General features: G+C 66.7%; 17 protein-coding genes and 1 pseudogene. 5 read left to right on the forward strand and 13 right to left on the reverse strand.

Annotated features, from left to right (window positions below):
* Positions 1 to 79 precede the first annotated feature (79 nt).
* From CSW59_RS02040 to serS, 3 genes are read right to left on the reverse strand one after another with little or no spacing between them, the layout of a single operon-like run.
* Positions 80 to 748 (reverse strand): protein-L-isoaspartate(D-aspartate) O-methyltransferase, encoded by a 669-nt coding sequence (locus CSW59_RS02040; protein ID WP_013078589.1) that lies wholly within the window; start codon positions 746 to 748, stop codon positions 80 to 82.
* Positions 745 to 1,539 carry a 5'/3'-nucleotidase SurE gene (surE, locus tag CSW59_RS02045; RefSeq protein ID WP_099442457.1) on the reverse strand — a complete coding sequence of 265 codons (795 nt, stop codon included), beginning with the start codon at positions 1,537 to 1,539 and terminating at the stop codon, positions 745 to 747. The genes CSW59_RS02040 and surE overlap by 4 nt, the downstream gene beginning before the upstream one ends.
* On the reverse strand, positions 1,536 to 2,954 hold the full coding sequence (serS, locus tag CSW59_RS02050) for a serine--tRNA ligase (protein WP_099442458.1): 1,419 nt from the start codon (positions 2,952 to 2,954) through the stop codon (positions 1,536 to 1,538). The genes surE and serS overlap by 4 nt, the downstream gene beginning before the upstream one ends.
* Positions 2,955 to 3,246: 292 nt before the next feature.
* Between serS and CSW59_RS02055 the strand changes: the two genes are divergently transcribed.
* Positions 3,247 to 3,735 (forward strand): UrcA family protein, encoded by a 489-nt coding sequence (locus CSW59_RS02055; RefSeq protein ID WP_099442459.1) that lies wholly within the window; start codon positions 3,247 to 3,249, stop codon positions 3,733 to 3,735.
* A 97-nt stretch (positions 3,736 to 3,832) separates the two neighbouring features.
* Here CSW59_RS02055 and tatC read toward each other — a convergent pair whose 3' ends face one another.
* The 8 genes from tatC to CSW59_RS02095 form a co-directional block, all read right to left on the reverse strand.
* Positions 3,833 to 4,732, reverse strand: coding sequence for a twin-arginine translocase subunit TatC (gene tatC / locus CSW59_RS02060; protein WP_099442460.1), 900 nt, complete (start codon positions 4,730 to 4,732; stop codon positions 3,833 to 3,835).
* On the reverse strand, positions 4,729 to 5,328 hold the full coding sequence (tatB, locus tag CSW59_RS02065) for a Sec-independent protein translocase protein TatB (protein ID WP_099442461.1): 600 nt from the start codon (positions 5,326 to 5,328) through the stop codon (positions 4,729 to 4,731). Before tatB ends, tatC begins: the two co-directional genes overlap by 4 nt.
* Positions 5,329 to 5,417: 89 nt before the next feature.
* Positions 5,418 to 5,642 (reverse strand): twin-arginine translocase TatA/TatE family subunit, encoded by a 225-nt coding sequence (tatA, locus tag CSW59_RS02070; protein ID WP_099442462.1) that lies wholly within the window; start codon positions 5,640 to 5,642, stop codon positions 5,418 to 5,420.
* 137 nt (positions 5,643 to 5,779) lie between these two features.
* Positions 5,780 to 6,451, reverse strand: a complete 672-nt coding sequence (gene scpB / locus CSW59_RS02075; RefSeq protein ID WP_099442463.1) for an SMC-Scp complex subunit ScpB — start codon at positions 6,449 to 6,451, stop codon at positions 5,780 to 5,782.
* Positions 6,452 to 6,608: 157 nt separating this feature from the next.
* Positions 6,609 to 7,433 carry a ScpA family protein gene (locus CSW59_RS02080; protein WP_099442464.1) on the reverse strand — a complete coding sequence of 275 codons (825 nt, stop codon included), beginning with the start codon at positions 7,431 to 7,433 and terminating at the stop codon, positions 6,609 to 6,611.
* Complete coding sequence (gene nagZ, locus CSW59_RS02085) at positions 7,430 to 8,467, reverse strand: beta-N-acetylhexosaminidase (protein ID WP_201722696.1); 1,038 nt, start codon at positions 8,465 to 8,467, stop codon at positions 7,430 to 7,432. The genes CSW59_RS02080 and nagZ overlap by 4 nt, the downstream gene beginning before the upstream one ends.
* Complete coding sequence (locus CSW59_RS02090; protein WP_099442465.1) at positions 8,464 to 9,270, reverse strand: SPOR domain-containing protein; 807 nt, start codon at positions 9,268 to 9,270, stop codon at positions 8,464 to 8,466. The genes nagZ and CSW59_RS02090 overlap by 4 nt, the downstream gene beginning before the upstream one ends.
* 163 nt (positions 9,271 to 9,433) lie before the next feature.
* Complete coding sequence (locus tag CSW59_RS02095; protein ID WP_099442466.1) at positions 9,434 to 10,618, reverse strand: deoxyguanosinetriphosphate triphosphohydrolase; 1,185 nt, start codon at positions 10,616 to 10,618, stop codon at positions 9,434 to 9,436.
* A gap of 87 nt (positions 10,619 to 10,705) precedes the next feature.
* On the opposite strand from CSW59_RS02095, the gene erpA reads away from it, so the two are divergent.
* The 3 genes and pseudogenes from erpA (at position 10,706) to CSW59_RS02110 (ending at position 12,893) form a co-directional block, all read left to right on the forward strand.
* A complete protein-coding gene (gene erpA, locus CSW59_RS02100; protein WP_099442467.1) occupies positions 10,706 to 11,038 on the forward strand; it encodes an iron-sulfur cluster insertion protein ErpA in 333 nt (110 codons plus the stop codon).
* A gap of 68 nt (positions 11,039 to 11,106) precedes the next feature.
* Positions 11,107 to 11,895: an exodeoxyribonuclease III gene (gene xth / locus CSW59_RS02105; RefSeq protein ID WP_099442468.1), complete on the forward strand. Its 789-nt coding sequence runs from the start codon at positions 11,107 to 11,109 to the stop codon at positions 11,893 to 11,895.
* Between the two features lie 66 nt (positions 11,896 to 11,961).
* Positions 11,962 to 12,893, forward strand: a pseudogene (locus CSW59_RS02110) (hypothetical protein).
* On the opposite strand, the gene CSW59_RS02115 reads toward CSW59_RS02110, so the two are convergent.
* Positions 12,890 to 13,807, reverse strand: coding sequence for a Gfo/Idh/MocA family protein (locus CSW59_RS02115; RefSeq protein WP_099442469.1), 918 nt, complete (start codon positions 13,805 to 13,807; stop codon positions 12,890 to 12,892). The pseudogene CSW59_RS02110 and the gene CSW59_RS02115 sit on opposite strands and share 4 nt — an antisense overlap.
* Before the next feature lie 115 nt (positions 13,808 to 13,922).
* Here CSW59_RS02115 and CSW59_RS02120 point away from each other — a divergent pair, with 115 nt between their 5' ends.
* Complete coding sequence (locus tag CSW59_RS02120; protein ID WP_099442470.1) at positions 13,923 to 14,948, forward strand: NADP-dependent oxidoreductase; 1,026 nt, start codon at positions 13,923 to 13,925, stop codon at positions 14,946 to 14,948.
* Between the two features lie 3 nt (positions 14,949 to 14,951).
* On the opposite strand, the gene CSW59_RS02125 is transcribed toward CSW59_RS02120, so the two are convergent.
* On the reverse strand, positions 14,952 to 15,302 hold the full coding sequence (locus CSW59_RS02125) for a copper-binding protein (protein WP_099442471.1): 351 nt from the start codon (positions 15,300 to 15,302) through the stop codon (positions 14,952 to 14,954).
* Between the last annotated feature and the right edge of the window lie 189 nt (positions 15,303 to 15,491).

Consider the following 15,491-nt stretch of genomic DNA (forward strand, 5'->3'; position numbering starts at 1 on the left):
GTCGGGCCTTCAAAAGGCGCCGCCAGGGTGAATCAAGTCTTAACACCAAGGCCGCCGGACCTCGCCCGACGCCCCAAACTCACTGATCCTTGGCGACGCCGGCCAGCAGCGGCACGAACCGCACGTCGCACAGGATTTCGACCCGGAAACCGCCCTTGCCGTCGCCCGCATAGCGGCGAAGGCTCTGAACAGGCCCCTTCCCCACCGGCGCGACCAGCACGCCATTGGGTTTCAGCTGCGAAAGCAGCCTCTTGGGATCATCTTCGGCCGCAGCCGTGACCATAATGCGGTCAAACGGCGCCTGTTCGGCCCATCCCTCGCCGCCATCGCCAAACTTGGTGATGACATTGGTCAGGCCCAGCTTCTGGAAGCGGCCCTCGGCTTCCTTCATCAGGGTCCGGTAGCGCTCGATCGTGTAGACGAGGCGCGAGACCTTGCTGAGGATCGTGGTCTGGTAGCCTGAGCCAGTGCCAATCTCCAGCACTCTTGCGCGCGGCTCGACCGTGAGCGCCTGGGTCATCAGGCCCACGATAAACGGCTGGCTGATCGTCTGGCCGCAGGCGATCGGCAGGGCCGAGTCCTCCCACGAACGGTCCTTGAACAGGTCCGGCGTAAACAGGTCGCGCGGCGTCGTTTCGATAGCCTTCAACACCTGGGGGTCGGTGACCCCCTGGTCGCGCAGGGCCTGCATCAGGCGCGGCAGGTCGGCCTTGGCGTTTTCGGCCGCCTTGGTCGTCCGTCCGCTCATTCCGCCACCTTCAGCTTGGGCGGAGCCCCGCCCAGCACGCCCTTCAGCGCGTGAGCGGTCTCGTAGTGCGTCAGGTCGATGTGCAGCGGGGTCACGGAGATTCGGCCATCATAGACCGCGCGCAGGTCGGTGCCCTCGGCCGGGCTGGAGGCCTTGGCCGTAAAACCCATCCAGTAGTAGTCGCGGCCGCGCGGATCGGTGCGCTTTTCCATATGGCGCAGGTGGCCGTCGCGGAAGCCCTGGCGAGTCACCTCGACCGTCGTGACCTTCTCTGGCGGCAAGGCCGGGAAGTTGACGTTCATCACCACGTCCGACGGCCAGCCCACCTCCAGCAGACGCTGGACGATGCCAGGGCCGAAGGTTTCGGCCGTCTCCCAATGGGCGACAATCTCGTCGTGGAAATAGGTCATCGACTGCGACAGGGCGATCGACGGGATGCCCAGGGCCATGCCCTCGATCGCGCCGGCCACGGTGCCCGACAAGGTGACGTCCTCGGCGAGGTTCTGGCCGCGATTAACGCCCGACAGCACCAGATCGGGCTTTTGCCCCTCGACCAGTTCCTGCACGCCCATCATCACGCAGTCGGTCGGCGTGCCCTCGACGGCGAAGCGGCGCGGGTCCAACCGGCGGACGCGCAGCGGGTCCGCCAGGGTCAGCGCACGGCTGGCGCCCGACTGCTCGTATTCGGGCGCGCAGATCCAGACATCGTCGCTGAGTGCGCGGGCGATGGTCTCAAGCGCCGTCAGGCCCGGCGCGTGGATACCGTCATCGTTGGTGAGGAGAATCCTCACGCCGCGCCCCCGATGTGCGTGATCCCGCCCATATAGGGCTGCAGCACGGCCGGGATATGGATGCGACCGCCCTCGTCCTGGTAGTTCTCCATCACCGCCACCAACGTGCGGCCCACGGCCAGGCCCGAGCCGTTCAGGGTATGGACGAAGTGGCCGCCCTTTTCGCCGGTCTTGCGATAGCGGGCGTCCATGCGGCGGGCCTGGAAGTCGCCGCAGTTCGAGCACGAGCTGATCTCGCGGTACATGTCCTGCGACGGCAGCCAGACCTCGAGGTCGTAGGTCTTCTTGGCGCCAAAACCCATGTCGCCGGTGCAGAGCAGCATGGTGCGGAACGGCAGCTCCAGCTTCTTGAGCACCGTCTCGGCGCATTCGACCATGCGCTGGTGCTCGGCCTCGGACTGGTCGGGCGTGGTGATCGAGACCAGCTCGACCTTGTAGAACTGGTGCTGACGGATCATGCCGCGCGTGTCGCGACCGGCCGAGCCCGCTTCGGCGCGGAACGACGGCGTCAGGGCCGTCAGCCGCATCGGCAGCTCTTCCTCGGCGACGAGCTGCTCGCGGACGATGTTGGTGAGGGAGACTTCTGCGGTCGGGATCAGCCAGTGGTGACCTTCACCGCCCAGTCGGCCGACTAAGAGCATATGCTCCAGAGAGGTTGGAGGATCGGGAAAAGCGGTTCTCGGAACATCAACGGGGTGATCAGCGATCAACTCCGCTACTTCATTCCAGTCTGTCCCAATCCGGAAGAGGTCATCCTTGAACTTGGGCAACTGACCCGTGCCGTATAGAGCATGGTCCTTCACCAGAAGCGGCGGGCTGACCTCGGTGTAGCCGTGCTCGACCGTCTGCAGGTCCAGCATGAACTGGCCGATCGCACGCTCCAGGCGGGCGATCTCCTTCTTCAGCACCACGAAGCGCGCGCCGCTCATGCGGGCCGCGGCCTCGAAGTCCATGCCGCCGAGGGCCGCGCCCAGGTCGACGTGGTCCTTGGGCTTGTTCAGCTTGCCGGCCGGCAGCTTGGACGCGTCGCCCCAGCGGCGCTGCTCCTTGTTACCCGCCTCGTCCTCGCCGACCGGAACCTCGGGCGCGGGGATGTTGGGCAAGGACGCCAGGAGGTCCTTCAACTGGCCGCCGACCTTCGCCTCTTCTTCCGCCGCGGTGGCCATGACGCCCTTCAGCGTCTCGACCTCGGCCATCAGGCGCTGGGCCTCGGCCTCGTCCTTCTTGGCCTTGGCCATGCCGATCAGCTTGGAGCTTTCGTTACGCTTGGCCTGAGCCTCTTGCAGCGTGGTCTGGGCCGCGCGCAGCTGGGCGTCGAGCTTCACGGCCTCGGCGGCCGCGCCTGACCGCCCCTTGGCCGACCAGGCGGCTTCGAAGGCTTCGGTGTTTTCGCGGATGGCCTTGATGTCGTGCATCGAACGCTAGCTCGGGAGAGGTAGGAGAAACGCCCTCTCTAAGGCGCGTCGGCGGGGGCGCCAAGCGCCGCGACGCCCCTATGGGCTCAAGACGATGCACTCTCCGAAAGCGGGAGGCCTAAAGGGCCTGCGACCGCACGTCGCACCTAATTCCTACCTGTTAACGGGAATTAGGCGTCCTTCCACACCCAGACTTAATCGCAATCGCCGAAAAGCCGCGACCAATTCAGTACGCGTTTTTGACCTTTACGGCCCTCCCCGGCCATCTCGATCATTCAGAGGATTTTGAACCATGAAGACCTTCGCCGCTTTCGCCGCCCTCGCCATCGCCGCCGCCGTCGCCGCTCCGGCCAGCGCCGCCACCAACGAAGTTCGCGTCTCGGTCAGCAACAAGACTTCGGTCCAACTGGAAACCGAAATCAAGACCGCCGCCGCCACCGTCTGCTCGACCGCCGCCAAGTCGCAAATCGACGACTGCATCGAAGGCGCCGTCATCAGCGCTAACCGCCAACTGGCCTCGATCCTGCGCGCTCGCGAAGCCGGCAAGACCCAAGCCTCTGAAAGCGTCTCGGTCGTCCGTATCTCGCTGAAGGGCAAGACCCGCGACCAACTGCACGCCGAAATCCGCACCGCCGCTCAGACGGTGTGCAAGGCTCAGCCGAACTTCAGCGTCGTGTCGTACCAAACCTGCGTCAGCGACACCGTCCGCTCGGCCAAGGCCCAGCTGCAAGCGCGCATCGCGAAGCCGGAACAACAGGCCCGCGCCGGCGTCGCCGCCTAAGCCTGTACACAAGACAGACGATATGAAGAGGCCCCGCGACTTCGGTCGCGGGGCCTTTTTCTTTGCCCCATCCCCATCAGGGGGACGAGAAGCGATCTTAAGTCGAGGCGCCTTCGGCCTCTTCGTCTTCGCGCTTGCGGCGCCGCTCGATCAGCCACACGCACCAGATCGAGACCTCGTAAAGCAGGCACAAGGGCACGGCCAAGGTGATCTGGCTGATGGGGTCGGGCGGGGTGACGATCGCCGCGAGAACGAAAACCGCGACGATGGCGTAGCGACGCCCTGTCCGCAGCATCTCTGAATTGATCAATCCGGCGAGCCCCGCCAGAGACAGCACCACCGGAAGCTGGAAGCTGAGACCGAACGCCAGAAGCAGGGTGGTGACCAGGGTCAGGTACTCAGAGACCCGCGTCTGCAGCACGACCTTCACGCCGTCGCCGACGATCTGCTGGCTTAGCGAGAACCACAGCACGAACGGCAGCATCACGTAGTAGACCAGCGACGCGCCGACCAGAAACAGAACCGGCGAGGCGATCAGGAACGGCAGGAACGCATTGCGCTCCTTCTTATAGAGACCCGGCGCGACGAAGCGATACAGCTGCCAGGCGATGATCGGAAACGCGATGATGATCGCCCCGAACGCCGAAAGCTTGATGTTGGTGAAGAACTGCTCCAGCGGCGCGGTCGCCTGCAGGGTGATCCCCGCCATGGCGCTGGCCGGAACGGTCTTCAGGCCCACCAGGGCCAGCAGCAGGTCGAACGACCCATGCTTGCCGCCCGCATCCTCCATGGCTTTCAGCCCCTCGGCCACCGTGAACGGCCTGACCAGGAACAGGAAGATCGGCTTGACGAAGGCGAAGCAGACCCCGAACGCCACGGCGATCGAGGCCACGCAGATGATCAGCCGCATGCGCAGCTCGATCAAGTGATCCAGCAGAGGCGCGCGCGAGGCCTCGATGTCGTCCTCGTGGTCGTTTCCGATGGCTTTGTCGTTCACGAGACGATGTCCGAAGCTTTGGAGCCGCCGGCCTTGGCCGAACGCTTACGCGGCGCGGAAGCGGCCTTTGGAACCTCGAGGGTGGCGTCGCTCTTGGCGGCCGCGCGCTTGCGAGGGGCCTTGGCCGGCTCGACGATCACGGGCTCGGCGTCCGCCTTCTTGCGCGAGGCGCGCTTGGGCTTTTCGACGATCTCGGCGGTTGGCGGCGGCAGGATGGAGTGATCGGTCGCCGGCGCGGGATCGTGCGCCTGCCCCCCCGCGTACGGATGCATCGAGGTCGCGCCACTGCTGAGCGAGGCGTCGATCTCGGCGAACACCTGATCGGCCCCGCCCTCGCGCACCGCGTCGGCGGCGGCTTGCACGGGATTGGTGAACTGACCTGTGCGCATGGCCTGGACCTCGCGACGCAGCTCGTCGAGCTCGGATTGACGAGCCATCTCGTCGAAGCTGGCCCGGAATTCCGAGGCCATGCCTCGCATCTTGCCGACGAACTGGCCAAGCTTTCGCAGCAGCGCGGGTAGATCCTTGGGACCCACCACGATCAGGGCGACGGCGGCGATGACGAGGAGTTCTGTGCCGCCGATATCAGGAAGCATGGACGCGCCTTAGAACGGCGGGGCTTTAAGACCCCCCGAGGGAAGAGTGGACCAAAACGCGCGAAGACCGTCTCCGCGCGCCTTAAATCTTACGACTTGCGAAGCTCTTCCGCCTCGGCCTCGGTGCGCGGCAGCGCGCCCTTGGCCTTGTTGTCGGCGGCTTCGCTGCTGGTGTCGTCTTTCAGGCCGTCCTTGAACGCCCGGATGCCCTTGGCAGCGTCACCCATGACGCTCGAGAGCTTGCCGCGACCACCAAACAACAGGGCGACGATCCCGATGACGATCACCCAGTGAATCCAACTCATGCTACCCATAGCGTCGGTGCTCCTTGCGACAGCGGCGCTTTAGACCGTGAGCCGCGCCGTTACAATCTCTGTATCAATATAGGCGTTCGCGTGGCGCTGAGCCAAGCGCAACAGCCCGGCCGCGATAATGAGGCCCCGCCAGCGGGTCAGGCCTTCTCGGGTTCGCCCAAAAAGTCTTGCGCGAACTCGGGCGTCTCGCCGTCCTCCAGGTCCAGCGGGTCCTCCTCGTCGCCCGCAGCGCGCAGGCCCAAGGGATCCGGCACGTTGAAGCCCGGCGGCAGATTCATCTCCAGCAGGCCTGCGGCCTTCATCTCGGCGATCCCTGGCAGATCAGCCAGAGAAGCCAGACCATAGTGCTCCAGGAAGGCGTCGGTGGTGCCGAAGGTCACCGGCCGGCCCGGCGTGCGGCGGCGACCTCGCATCCGGATCAGCCCCAGCTCCAGCAGCACGTCCAACGTGCCCCGGCTGGCCTGCACGCCACGCACCGCTTCGATCTCGGCGCGGGTCACCGGCTGGTGATAGGCGACGATGGCCAGGGTCTCCTGGGCGGCCTTGGACAGACGGCGCGGCTCCTCGCGCTCCTCGGTCATCAGGAAAGCCAGATCATGGGCCGTCTGGAATCGCCAACGCCCCGCCACCTCGACCAGTTCGATTCCCCTGCCCGCATAGCGCGCCCGCAGGCTAGCGATCGCGGCGGCGATGTCGGCCCCTTCCGGCAGGCGCTTGGCCAGGTCGACGTCGCTCAGCGGCTCGGCGGCCGCGAACAGCAGCGCCTCGATGCAGCGCTCGACGAAGAGAGGATCCAGCTCGGTGGTCATGCCCACCCCATAGCCGATTTCCCCGGCGAATGCCGGGGCCCAGTTTCAGTCTGAGCGGTTTGGGGTGATGCGAAAAGCGCTCTGTCGGTTCGTCGGACGACAACGCGCTCGATCTGGGCCCCGGCATTCGCCGGGGAGGTCGGAGATGAGAACGATCTCACGCCTCAACCTCCAGCGGCTCCGCCCTGGTCCGCAAGTAGATGTCTTGGAAGGCCTCCAGCTGCCGCGCCTCCAGCACGCCTTCCTTGACGAGCTCCAGTGACGCCGAGAGCGTTGAGGCCAGATACGAGGCGGGCGTGGGCCCGTCGTCATCCTCCAGCGCCCGCTCGATTGGCGCGACGGAGGACAGGACCGTCCAGTCCTCCATTTTCGGCAACAGGCTGCGGAGGCGGTCGCGGGCGTCTTCCAGCGGATAGGCGGTCGGCGGACGTGGGGCGTAGTGGCGGCTGTGCTCGCGTTTGCGCTGCTCGATATAGGCGCTCATCAGGCTATAGAGGTCGCCTTCCAGCCGCGTCGAGGAGACGATCTTCACGGCCTCCGGGTCGCCGCGCATGAAGACCTCTTGCCCCAGGATCGGCCGCTCCTTCAGGGCCTCGACGGCCTTGCGCATGACGTCCAGCTTGGCGAGGCGGAAAGCCAGTTGCGCGGCCATTTCCTCGGCCGGCGGCTCCTCGGCCTTGGGCTGTTCGGGCTTTGGCAGCAGCAGGCGGGACTTCAGATAGGCCAGCCACGCGGCCATGACGAGATAGTCGGCCGCCAGGGAGAAGCGCACGCGGCGGGCCTGCTGCACGAAGGCCAGGTACTGCTCGGCCAGCCGCGTGATCGACAGCTGCAGCAGGTCGACCTTCTGGCTACGGGCCAGCGCCAGCAGAACGTGCAGCGGGCCTTCGTAGCCGTCGATGTCGATGACGAGCGCGGCGCCGTCTTCGGCCGCTTCCTGAGCGGCCTCGAAGTCGAATGTGGGCTGAAAGCCCGTGCTCAAGCGTACTTTCCGTCAAACGCCGCGTCGAAGCGGGCGCGGGCCTCGGCGACATCGAGGGGCTCGGGAACCTTGACCAGCCGGTTCATCACCGCCTGGGCGCGGCGGCGGGCCTCTTTGGACATCCGACCGACGCCCGACATCACGGCCTTCATCTCGGCCATATCGCCGTTGCAGTGCAGGACGACGTCGCAGCCGGCCGACAGACTGTCCTTGGCGCGCTGCTTGAAGTCGCCGCTCAGCGCCTTCATCGACAGATCATCGCTCATCAGAAGCCCGTCGAAGCCCATGGATTCGCGGATGATTTTCTTGATCAGCTTCTTCGAGGTGGTCGCCGGGTTCTTGCGGTCAATGGCCGTGTAGACGACGTGGGCGGTCATCGCCATCGGCATGTCGGACAGCACCCGGAACGGCGCGAAGTCGCGGGCGTCCAGCTCGGCCAGCTTGGCCTTGACAACCGGCAGCTCCAGGTGGCTGTCGGCCATGGCGCGGCCGTGGCCGGGGATATGCTTGATGATCGGCAGAACGCCGCCGGCCAGCAGACCCTCGGCCGCCGCGCGGCCCAGGGTCGCCACCTGCTCGGGCGTGTCGCCATAGGCGCGGTCGCCGATGATCTCGTGGCCTTGCGGGTCCGGCACGTCCAGCACCGGCACGCAGTCGACGTTGATCCCCAGCGAATGAAGGTCGTGGGCGATCAGCCGCGCGCCTAGGCGCGTGATCTCGCGGGCGACCAGCGGATCATTGGCGACCAGCTCGCCATAGGCCCGGCCCGGGGGATAGGTCCGCCAGTGTGGCGGCTGCAGACGGGCGACGCGGCCGCCCTCCTGGTCGATCAGGATCGGCGCGTCGGGACGCCCGACCGTCTCGCGCAGGGCGGCGGTCAAGGCGCGCACCTGGTTGGGGTCGGCGATGTTGCGCTTGAACAGGATGAAGCCCCAGGGCTTCACATCCTTAAAGAAGGCGGCTTCTTCCGCCGTCAGCGTGGTCCCGGCGCAGCCCAGGATGGCGGCGGAAGAGGCGCCCATCAGCAGGCTCATTTGACGAAGCAGGACTTGCCCGAGGCGGCGATCGCCTCGCAGAAGGCCTTGGCCGCTTCACGGGTCGGGAAGCCGGTGACCGAGGTGCGGTAGAGGGTGGTTCCGTTCCGATCGACAGCCTCGACCTTCTTGCCCTTGCCGGCGGCAAGGCCGGGAGCCAGACGCACGGCCTCGGTCCAGGCCTTGTCGGCTAGGGCGGGCGAGGACAGCGCGCCGATCTGCACCGACGCGGGACCAGTGGCGGTCGCGACAGGCTTGGGCGCGGCGGCGGCCGGCGCCGGAGCCGCAGCGGCGGGCTTGGGCGCTGGCGGCGTCGCGGCGGCGACTTGAACCGGCTTCGGCGCGGGCTTGGGGGCCACGGCGTCGGTGGCCAGGGACTCGATGGTCGGCGCGGCGGCGGGCTTGGCCGGCGGCAGGGCGGCGGTCTGCACCGGAGCCGTGGGCAGCGGAACGGCCGGACGCGGCTGCGGCGTCTCGGGCGGCGCGGCGAAGGTCGCCGACGGCTGCGGCTCCTCGCTATGATAGATTTGCAGACCGGAGGCCGGATCCTGGGGCTGGCTGCCCGCCGGCGGCGGCGCCTTCATCTCGGCGACCTGATTGCCCACGGCGGGCGGCGGCGCGTTGGGATCGCGGATGCCGCCGCGATAGACCAGCGCCACGCCGACAACCAGCGTGACCAGCACCACCGCGCTGATGATCAAGGTCATGGGCAGCGGGCGGGCGCCGCGCACGGGCTGACGCGCGTCGAACGACAGAGGCGCGTCGGTGGGCGGCGTATAGGCCCCGCGGTGCGGATCGGACATCTTAAGCTAAGCTCCAAAAACTCGGGGCGCGGATCGAAAGCCTCGAATCGGACGCGCCGGTTTCAGGTTACCCCAAGCCCGCGCCGTCCCAGAAGCATTCGCGCCGCTAAGACGGCGGACGTGCCTCACACGTCCTAGCCGCTTCGCCCCGGCGCTCGGAAGCCTAGTTCCAGACGTCGAGATGAAACAGCTTGCGATGCTCTTCTATCGCGAAACGGTCGGTCATGCCCGCGATGTAGTCGCACACCACGCGCGCCCTGCCCGCTTCGTCGCGGTTCTGCGACTTGGCGAACCAGTAGGTCGGAAGGACCTCCGGCTCCTTCAGGAATAGCGCGAACATTTCGCCGAGAATACGGCGAGCCTGGCTGCGCGTGCGATTGACGCGCCAGTGGCGATACATCCGCTCGTAGAGAAACGAGCGCAGGCGGGCCAAGTCCTCGGCCATGTCCGGCGAGAAGGCGACCAGGGCGTGGTCCAGCCCACGCACGTCATCGGCCGACTGAACGCCAGTGGCGGCGGCGCGCTGCAGGGTCTCGCCCATCACGTCGTCGATCATGGCGCCGATCATGCGACGGATGGCTTCCAGATGGGTCAGGCGCGGGTCGAGGTCCGGGCGCTCGCTCTTCACCGCAAACAGGATCGGGCCGATCAGCGGCACGTCCATCAGTTCGTCCAGCGTGAACAGGCCGGCGGTGACGCCATCGTCCACGTCGTGGTTGTTGTAGGCGATGTCGTCGGCCAGGGCCGCGACCTGGGCCTCGGCCGAGGCCCAGCTGTCCAGGCCCAGCTCGTACTCGTTGTCGTATTTGGAGATGGCCTTCCAGGACGGCTTGCCCAGCTTATTGGTGACCGGGCCGTTGTGCTTGATGATGCCTTCCAGGGTTTCCCAGGTCAGGTTCAGGCCCAAAAAGTCCGGATAGCGGTGCTCCAGCTCGGTCACGACCCGGAACGTCTGGACGTTGTGGTCGAAGCCGCCGTAATCGCGCATCTGGATTTCGAGCTCGTCCTCGCCGGCGTGACCGAACGGCGGATGGCCCAGATCGTGGCCCAGGGCGATCGTCTCGGCCAGGTCGCTGTCGAGACCCAGAGCCGTCGCCAGCGAGCGCGCCACCTGCGCGACTTCCAGAGAGTGCGTCAGGCGCGTGCGGAAATTGTCGCCCTCGTGCGCCACGAAGACCTGGGTCTTTTCCTTCAGGCGGCGGAAAGCCGAGGTGTGGATGATGCGGTCGCGATCGCGGGCGAACGGCGTCCGGGTGCGACTCTCGTCTTCCTTGAATCGACGGCCCTTCGACTTGAACGGATCTTCGGCGTAGGGCGCGCGCGGGACGAAGTACGGAGCCTGAGACATAAACCGCCTTTATCGCGTTGGTCATTTGGCCCCTTCCGAAGAGGCCGCGACACCCTCATATAGGGCGAAGGTAACTTTTCCACAGCCATGACCCAAACAGACTTAACGCTTTCCGAAAACGCCGCCCGCCGGATCAAGGCCATCGCCGCCAGCGAGGGCCGCCCGCTGATGCTGCGCGTCGCGGTGGACGGCGGCGGCTGCTCGGGCTTCCAGTACCGCTTCGACTTGGTCGATTCCGTCGAGGACGACGACCTGAAGATCGAGCGCGACGGCGCCGCGGCGCTCGTGGACGTGGTCTCCCTGGCCCTGCTGAAAGGCTCGGAGATCGACTTCGTCGACGAACTGGCCGGGGCGGAGTTCCGCGTCCGCAACCCGAACGCCAAGTCCAGCTGCGGCTGCGGCGTCAGCTTCTCGATCTAACCGCGATACAGCGGCTTGAGCCGCTCCGCCTTGGGCCCTAGCTTCCGCACCCAAGTCTGGAGTCCTCGATGCGCATCGCCACCTGGAACGTCAATTCGGTCAACGCCCGCCTCGAACGCGTCCTGGAGTGGTTCGAGACCGAGGCGCCCGACGTCGCGGTGCTGCAGGAGATCAAGTGCGTCGACGAGAAGTTCCCCAGCGAGGCCTTCGAGCGCCTGGGGTACAACGTCGTCGTCCACGGCCAGAAGACCTATAACGGCGTCGCCCTGCTCTCGAAGTTCCCGGTCGAGGACGTCCGCAAGGGCCTGCCCTTCCTGGCCGAGGACGAGGTCGACGAGCAGGCCCGCTATGTCGAGGCGGTGATCGGCGCGCCGACGCCGTTCCGCGTGGTCGGCATCTACCTGCCCAACGGCAATCCGATCGGGACCGAGAAGTTCGACTACAAGCTTTCCTGGATGCGCCGTCTGCACGCCCACGCCCAGGGCCTGCTGGCCTTCGAGGAACCGCTGGTCATCGCCGGCGACTACAATGTCATTCCCGAAGCTCAGGACGTGGCCAACCCCGAAGCCTGGCTGGGCGACGCCCTGTTCCGCCCCGAAAGCCGCGCCGCCTTCCGCGCCCTGAAGAACCTGGGCCTCACCGACGCCTATATGCAGGCCGACGGCGCGCCGGGCGGCTACACCTTCTGGGACTACCAGGCTGGCGCCTGGCAGCGGAACCTGGGCATCCGGATCGACCACCTTCTGCTCTCGCCGCAGGCCGCCGACCGCCTGGAGACCGTGGTCATCCACCGCGACGAGCGCGACAAGGAAAAGCCGTCCGACCACGTCCCGGTCGTCGGTCATTTCCGGATCTGATGCGACCGCTCGCCCCTTTGGCCGCCCCTCTGGGCGGGAATCGCAAGCGCCGCTAGTCTGCGCCCCATGAGCGAACTCGCGCGTCTTTTGCTGTTCGTGGCCATCGCCGGCACGGCGGTGACGTTCATGGGAAGCTTCGCCATCTGGTACGGCGACGAGGACCGGCGCATCCGCCGGGCCTTGCGCAACGTGCTCAAGAGCGAGCCCGAGGGCGTGATCGTCGCGCGCGGTCGCGGCCGGGGCGCGGGTTTCTCCTTCTCCACCAATCTGTTGGCCGTCGCCTGGGATCGTGGCGGCTGGTGCCTGGTCTATCGCCTGGATGAGCTGACCGGCGCCGAGCTTCTGGTCGACAACCAGGTCATGGGCCGCGTCTTCCGCGGCGAAGGCCGCCGCGCGATCGACCACATGTCACCCCAGGCCGACAACGTCACCCTGCGCCTGGTCTTCGACGACCCGCGTCATCCGGACTTCACGCTGGACCTCTGGGCGCCGGGCGACGAGCAGCGCCGCGAAAGCCGCTCCGCCGGCGAACTGGTGCAGGAGGCCAATCGCTGGCTGGCGCGCTGCGAGGCGATCGTCCGCCGTCCGCTGCCGCCCAGACCGGAAAAGGCCGCGCCGGTGACCGTCGAGGCTCCATCGCAGCCGCCTCCCCCCCGTCGCCTCGGCAAGCCGCGCCGACAAGGCCTGTCGCGCCGCCGCCAGAACCGTTCGACGACGATCCGTATGAGGACGCCCCCTACGAGGACGACGAGGCGATGTTCGATCCACCTCCGCCAGCGCCCGTGGCGTCGGCGACGTCCCGCCACTCGACCTTCGACCAAGTGGCGCGCCCCGCCGCCCCACCAGCCCGTTCAGCCGAGCCGGACATGTTCGATGATCCGCCGTGGGACGACGATCCGCCGCCTCCGCCGCCAGAGCCGATCTTCAAGCCGGTCTCTAAGGCGCGCCGCGAGACGCCCAGCGACCAGAACGAGCTTCCGTTCGATCTGGACGACTAACCGCCGACCGCCTGCTCGACCGCCAGCGCCAGGTCCAGCGCCCGGGCGGCCTCGACGCCGGTCACGACCGGACGCGGCGCCTCGCCGCGCACGGCGGCCAGAAAGCCAGCGACCGACAGGCCCAGAGGGTCCTTGCCGGCCGGCGTCTCGGTGAAGTTCTCGATCAATGGGTAAGGCGTGGTGTTACGGAAGGCCCGGGTCAGGAAGTCGATCTCGACCTCACCGGAGGGGTAGACCACCTTCATGGTCCGCTCGCGCGCCTCGGCGACGCGGGAGCTGTCGAACACGGCGGTGAAGCCGTTGTCGAAGGTGGCTTCGGTCTTGACCCAATCAAGGGAGGTCGAGCGGGTAATCGCGCCCTCGCCGTCCACCGCCACGGGCTCACCGTCGCAGAGCGCCAGGGCCAGGTCGATGTCGTGGATCATCAGGTCCAGCACCACCGAGACGTCGAGGTTTCGGTCCGAGGGCGTGCCGCGCCGCACGGCTTCCAACCGCAGCGGCTGTTCAGGGATGTCCAGCAGGCCCATGGCCAGGAACACGACCCGCTCCTGGTGGCCGCAGGCCAGCGGCACGCCGGCCTTGGCGGCCGCGGCGACCATCTTGTCAGCGTCCTCCGGTGACACGGCCAGGGGCTTTTCCGAATAGACCGGCTTGCCCGCCTTCAGCGCCGCCAGCGCCGCGCCGGCGTGATGCACGGCCGGCGTGGCCACGGTGACCACATCGACGGCGGCCAGGAAGGCGTCCATGTCGTCGAAGGCCCGCGCTCCGAGCGGTTCGGCCAGCGCCTTGGCGCGCGCCAGGTCGACATCGAACACGGCCGCCAGAACCACATCCGGCAGTTCCGCGTACTTCTTGGCGTGATAGCCGCCGAACACACCGGCGCCGACGACGCCCGCTTTCAGAGTCTGGGTCATGGCGCGCTCTCTACTCCGCTTCGCGACCGCATAGAAGCACTGGAGCCTTCGTCACGGACGCGATAAACAGTCGTTTAAATTCACAACACTTGGCTCGGCCAAGGGGAGGAAGATCATGATCACGTCCCGCGAGATCCGCCTGAAGAGCCGTCCCGTCGGCCTGCCCAAGGCTTCGGACTTCGACCTGGCCACGGTCGATCTGCCCGCGCCGGGCGCCGGCGAGATCCAGGTGCGGAACCTGTGGATGTCGGTCGACCCCTATATGCGCGGCCGCATGTACGACCGCCCCAGCTATGTGCCGCCCTTCCAGATCGGCGAGCCGCTGCAAGGCGGCGCGGTCGGCGAGGTCGTCGCCTCAAACGATCCTGACTTCAAGCCGGGCGACATCGTCAGCTCGATGTTCGGCTGGCGCGAGGCCTACAACGCCTCGCCCAAGGCGCTGGCGGCCGGCGGCCTGGGCGCTATCACCAAGCTAGACACCCACGGCATCCCGCCCCAGGCCTTCCTGGGCGTGGTCGGCATGCCCGGCCTGACCGCCTATGTCGGCCTGCTGCGCGTGGCGGCTCTGAAGGACGGCGACGTCGTCTTCGTCTCGGCCGCCGCCGGCGCCGTGGGCTCGGTCGTCTGCCAGATCGCCAAGCTGAAGGGCCACACCGTGATCGGCTCGGCCGGCGGTCCCGAGAAGGTCGCCTTCCTGAAGTCGATCGGCGTTGATCACGTGATTGACTACAAGGCCACGCCCGACGTCGTCGCCGAGCTAGCCAAGGTCGCCCCCAAGGGGATCGACGTCTATTTCGAGAATGTCGGCGGCGTGCACCTGGAGGCCGCGATCAACTCGGCCCGTCCGTTCGCCCGCTTCGCCCTATGCGGAATGATCTCGCAGTACAACGAGACCGGTAAGCCCGAAGGCCCGTCGAACATCATCCAGGCCGTTGGCAAGAGCCTGCGGTTGGAAGGCTTTATCGTCTCGAACCACGTCGACATGTTCCCGCAATTCGCCAAGGACATGGCCGAGTGGATCAAGGCCGGGAAAGTCACCTGGAAGGAGACGGTAGAGAATGGCGTCGAGCGCGCCCCCGACGCGTTCGTGAAGCTCTTCACCGGCGAGAACCTGGGCAAGATGCTGGTGAAGCTGAGCTAGGACCTAGTCACGGGGCTCGAGCTTCGACAGTTCGAGCCCTGTCGGCGTCTTCTTGAACTGAAACTTCACGCGGGCCCCAGGCGCAAGCGGCGCCTCGGCCAGCACGTCGGCATAGACCTTGAAAGTGTCGCGCCCGGCCTTCAGTCCGGCACCGCTCGCGCCGTCGTGATCGAGCGTGAGAATCTGCCCCTCCAAGCTGGAGATCACGCCCCGCGCCTCATAGGTCGGCAGCGCTTCGGTCGAGGCGACGGCCTCAACCGAAGCGGGCTGAGTGCGCGATATCTTGGACGCATCGCCGCAGGCCGTAAGCGCCAGAACGCCGGCCAAAATGAAGAAACGCCGGAAATTCATCATGTTAGCTAAATTCCATCAGAAGGCGAGCTTTGCTCGCCTGGCGCGCGGCTGGTGTATTTTCTCGCAACTGCGAAACAAGCGTGATTTCTGGTAGCGAATTTGTGATCGAGGTTTTACTGTGTGCGTCGCCGGTGCTTCTCCACGCCGGTTTTCGCCGTCATGCATCCATCACGCGCGCCCGCACGGTTC

Origin of the sequence: Caulobacter sp. BP25 (assembly GCF_002737755.1) — a bacterium.
In the GTDB taxonomy this organism is placed as follows: Bacteria; Pseudomonadota; Alphaproteobacteria; order Caulobacterales; family Caulobacteraceae; genus Caulobacter.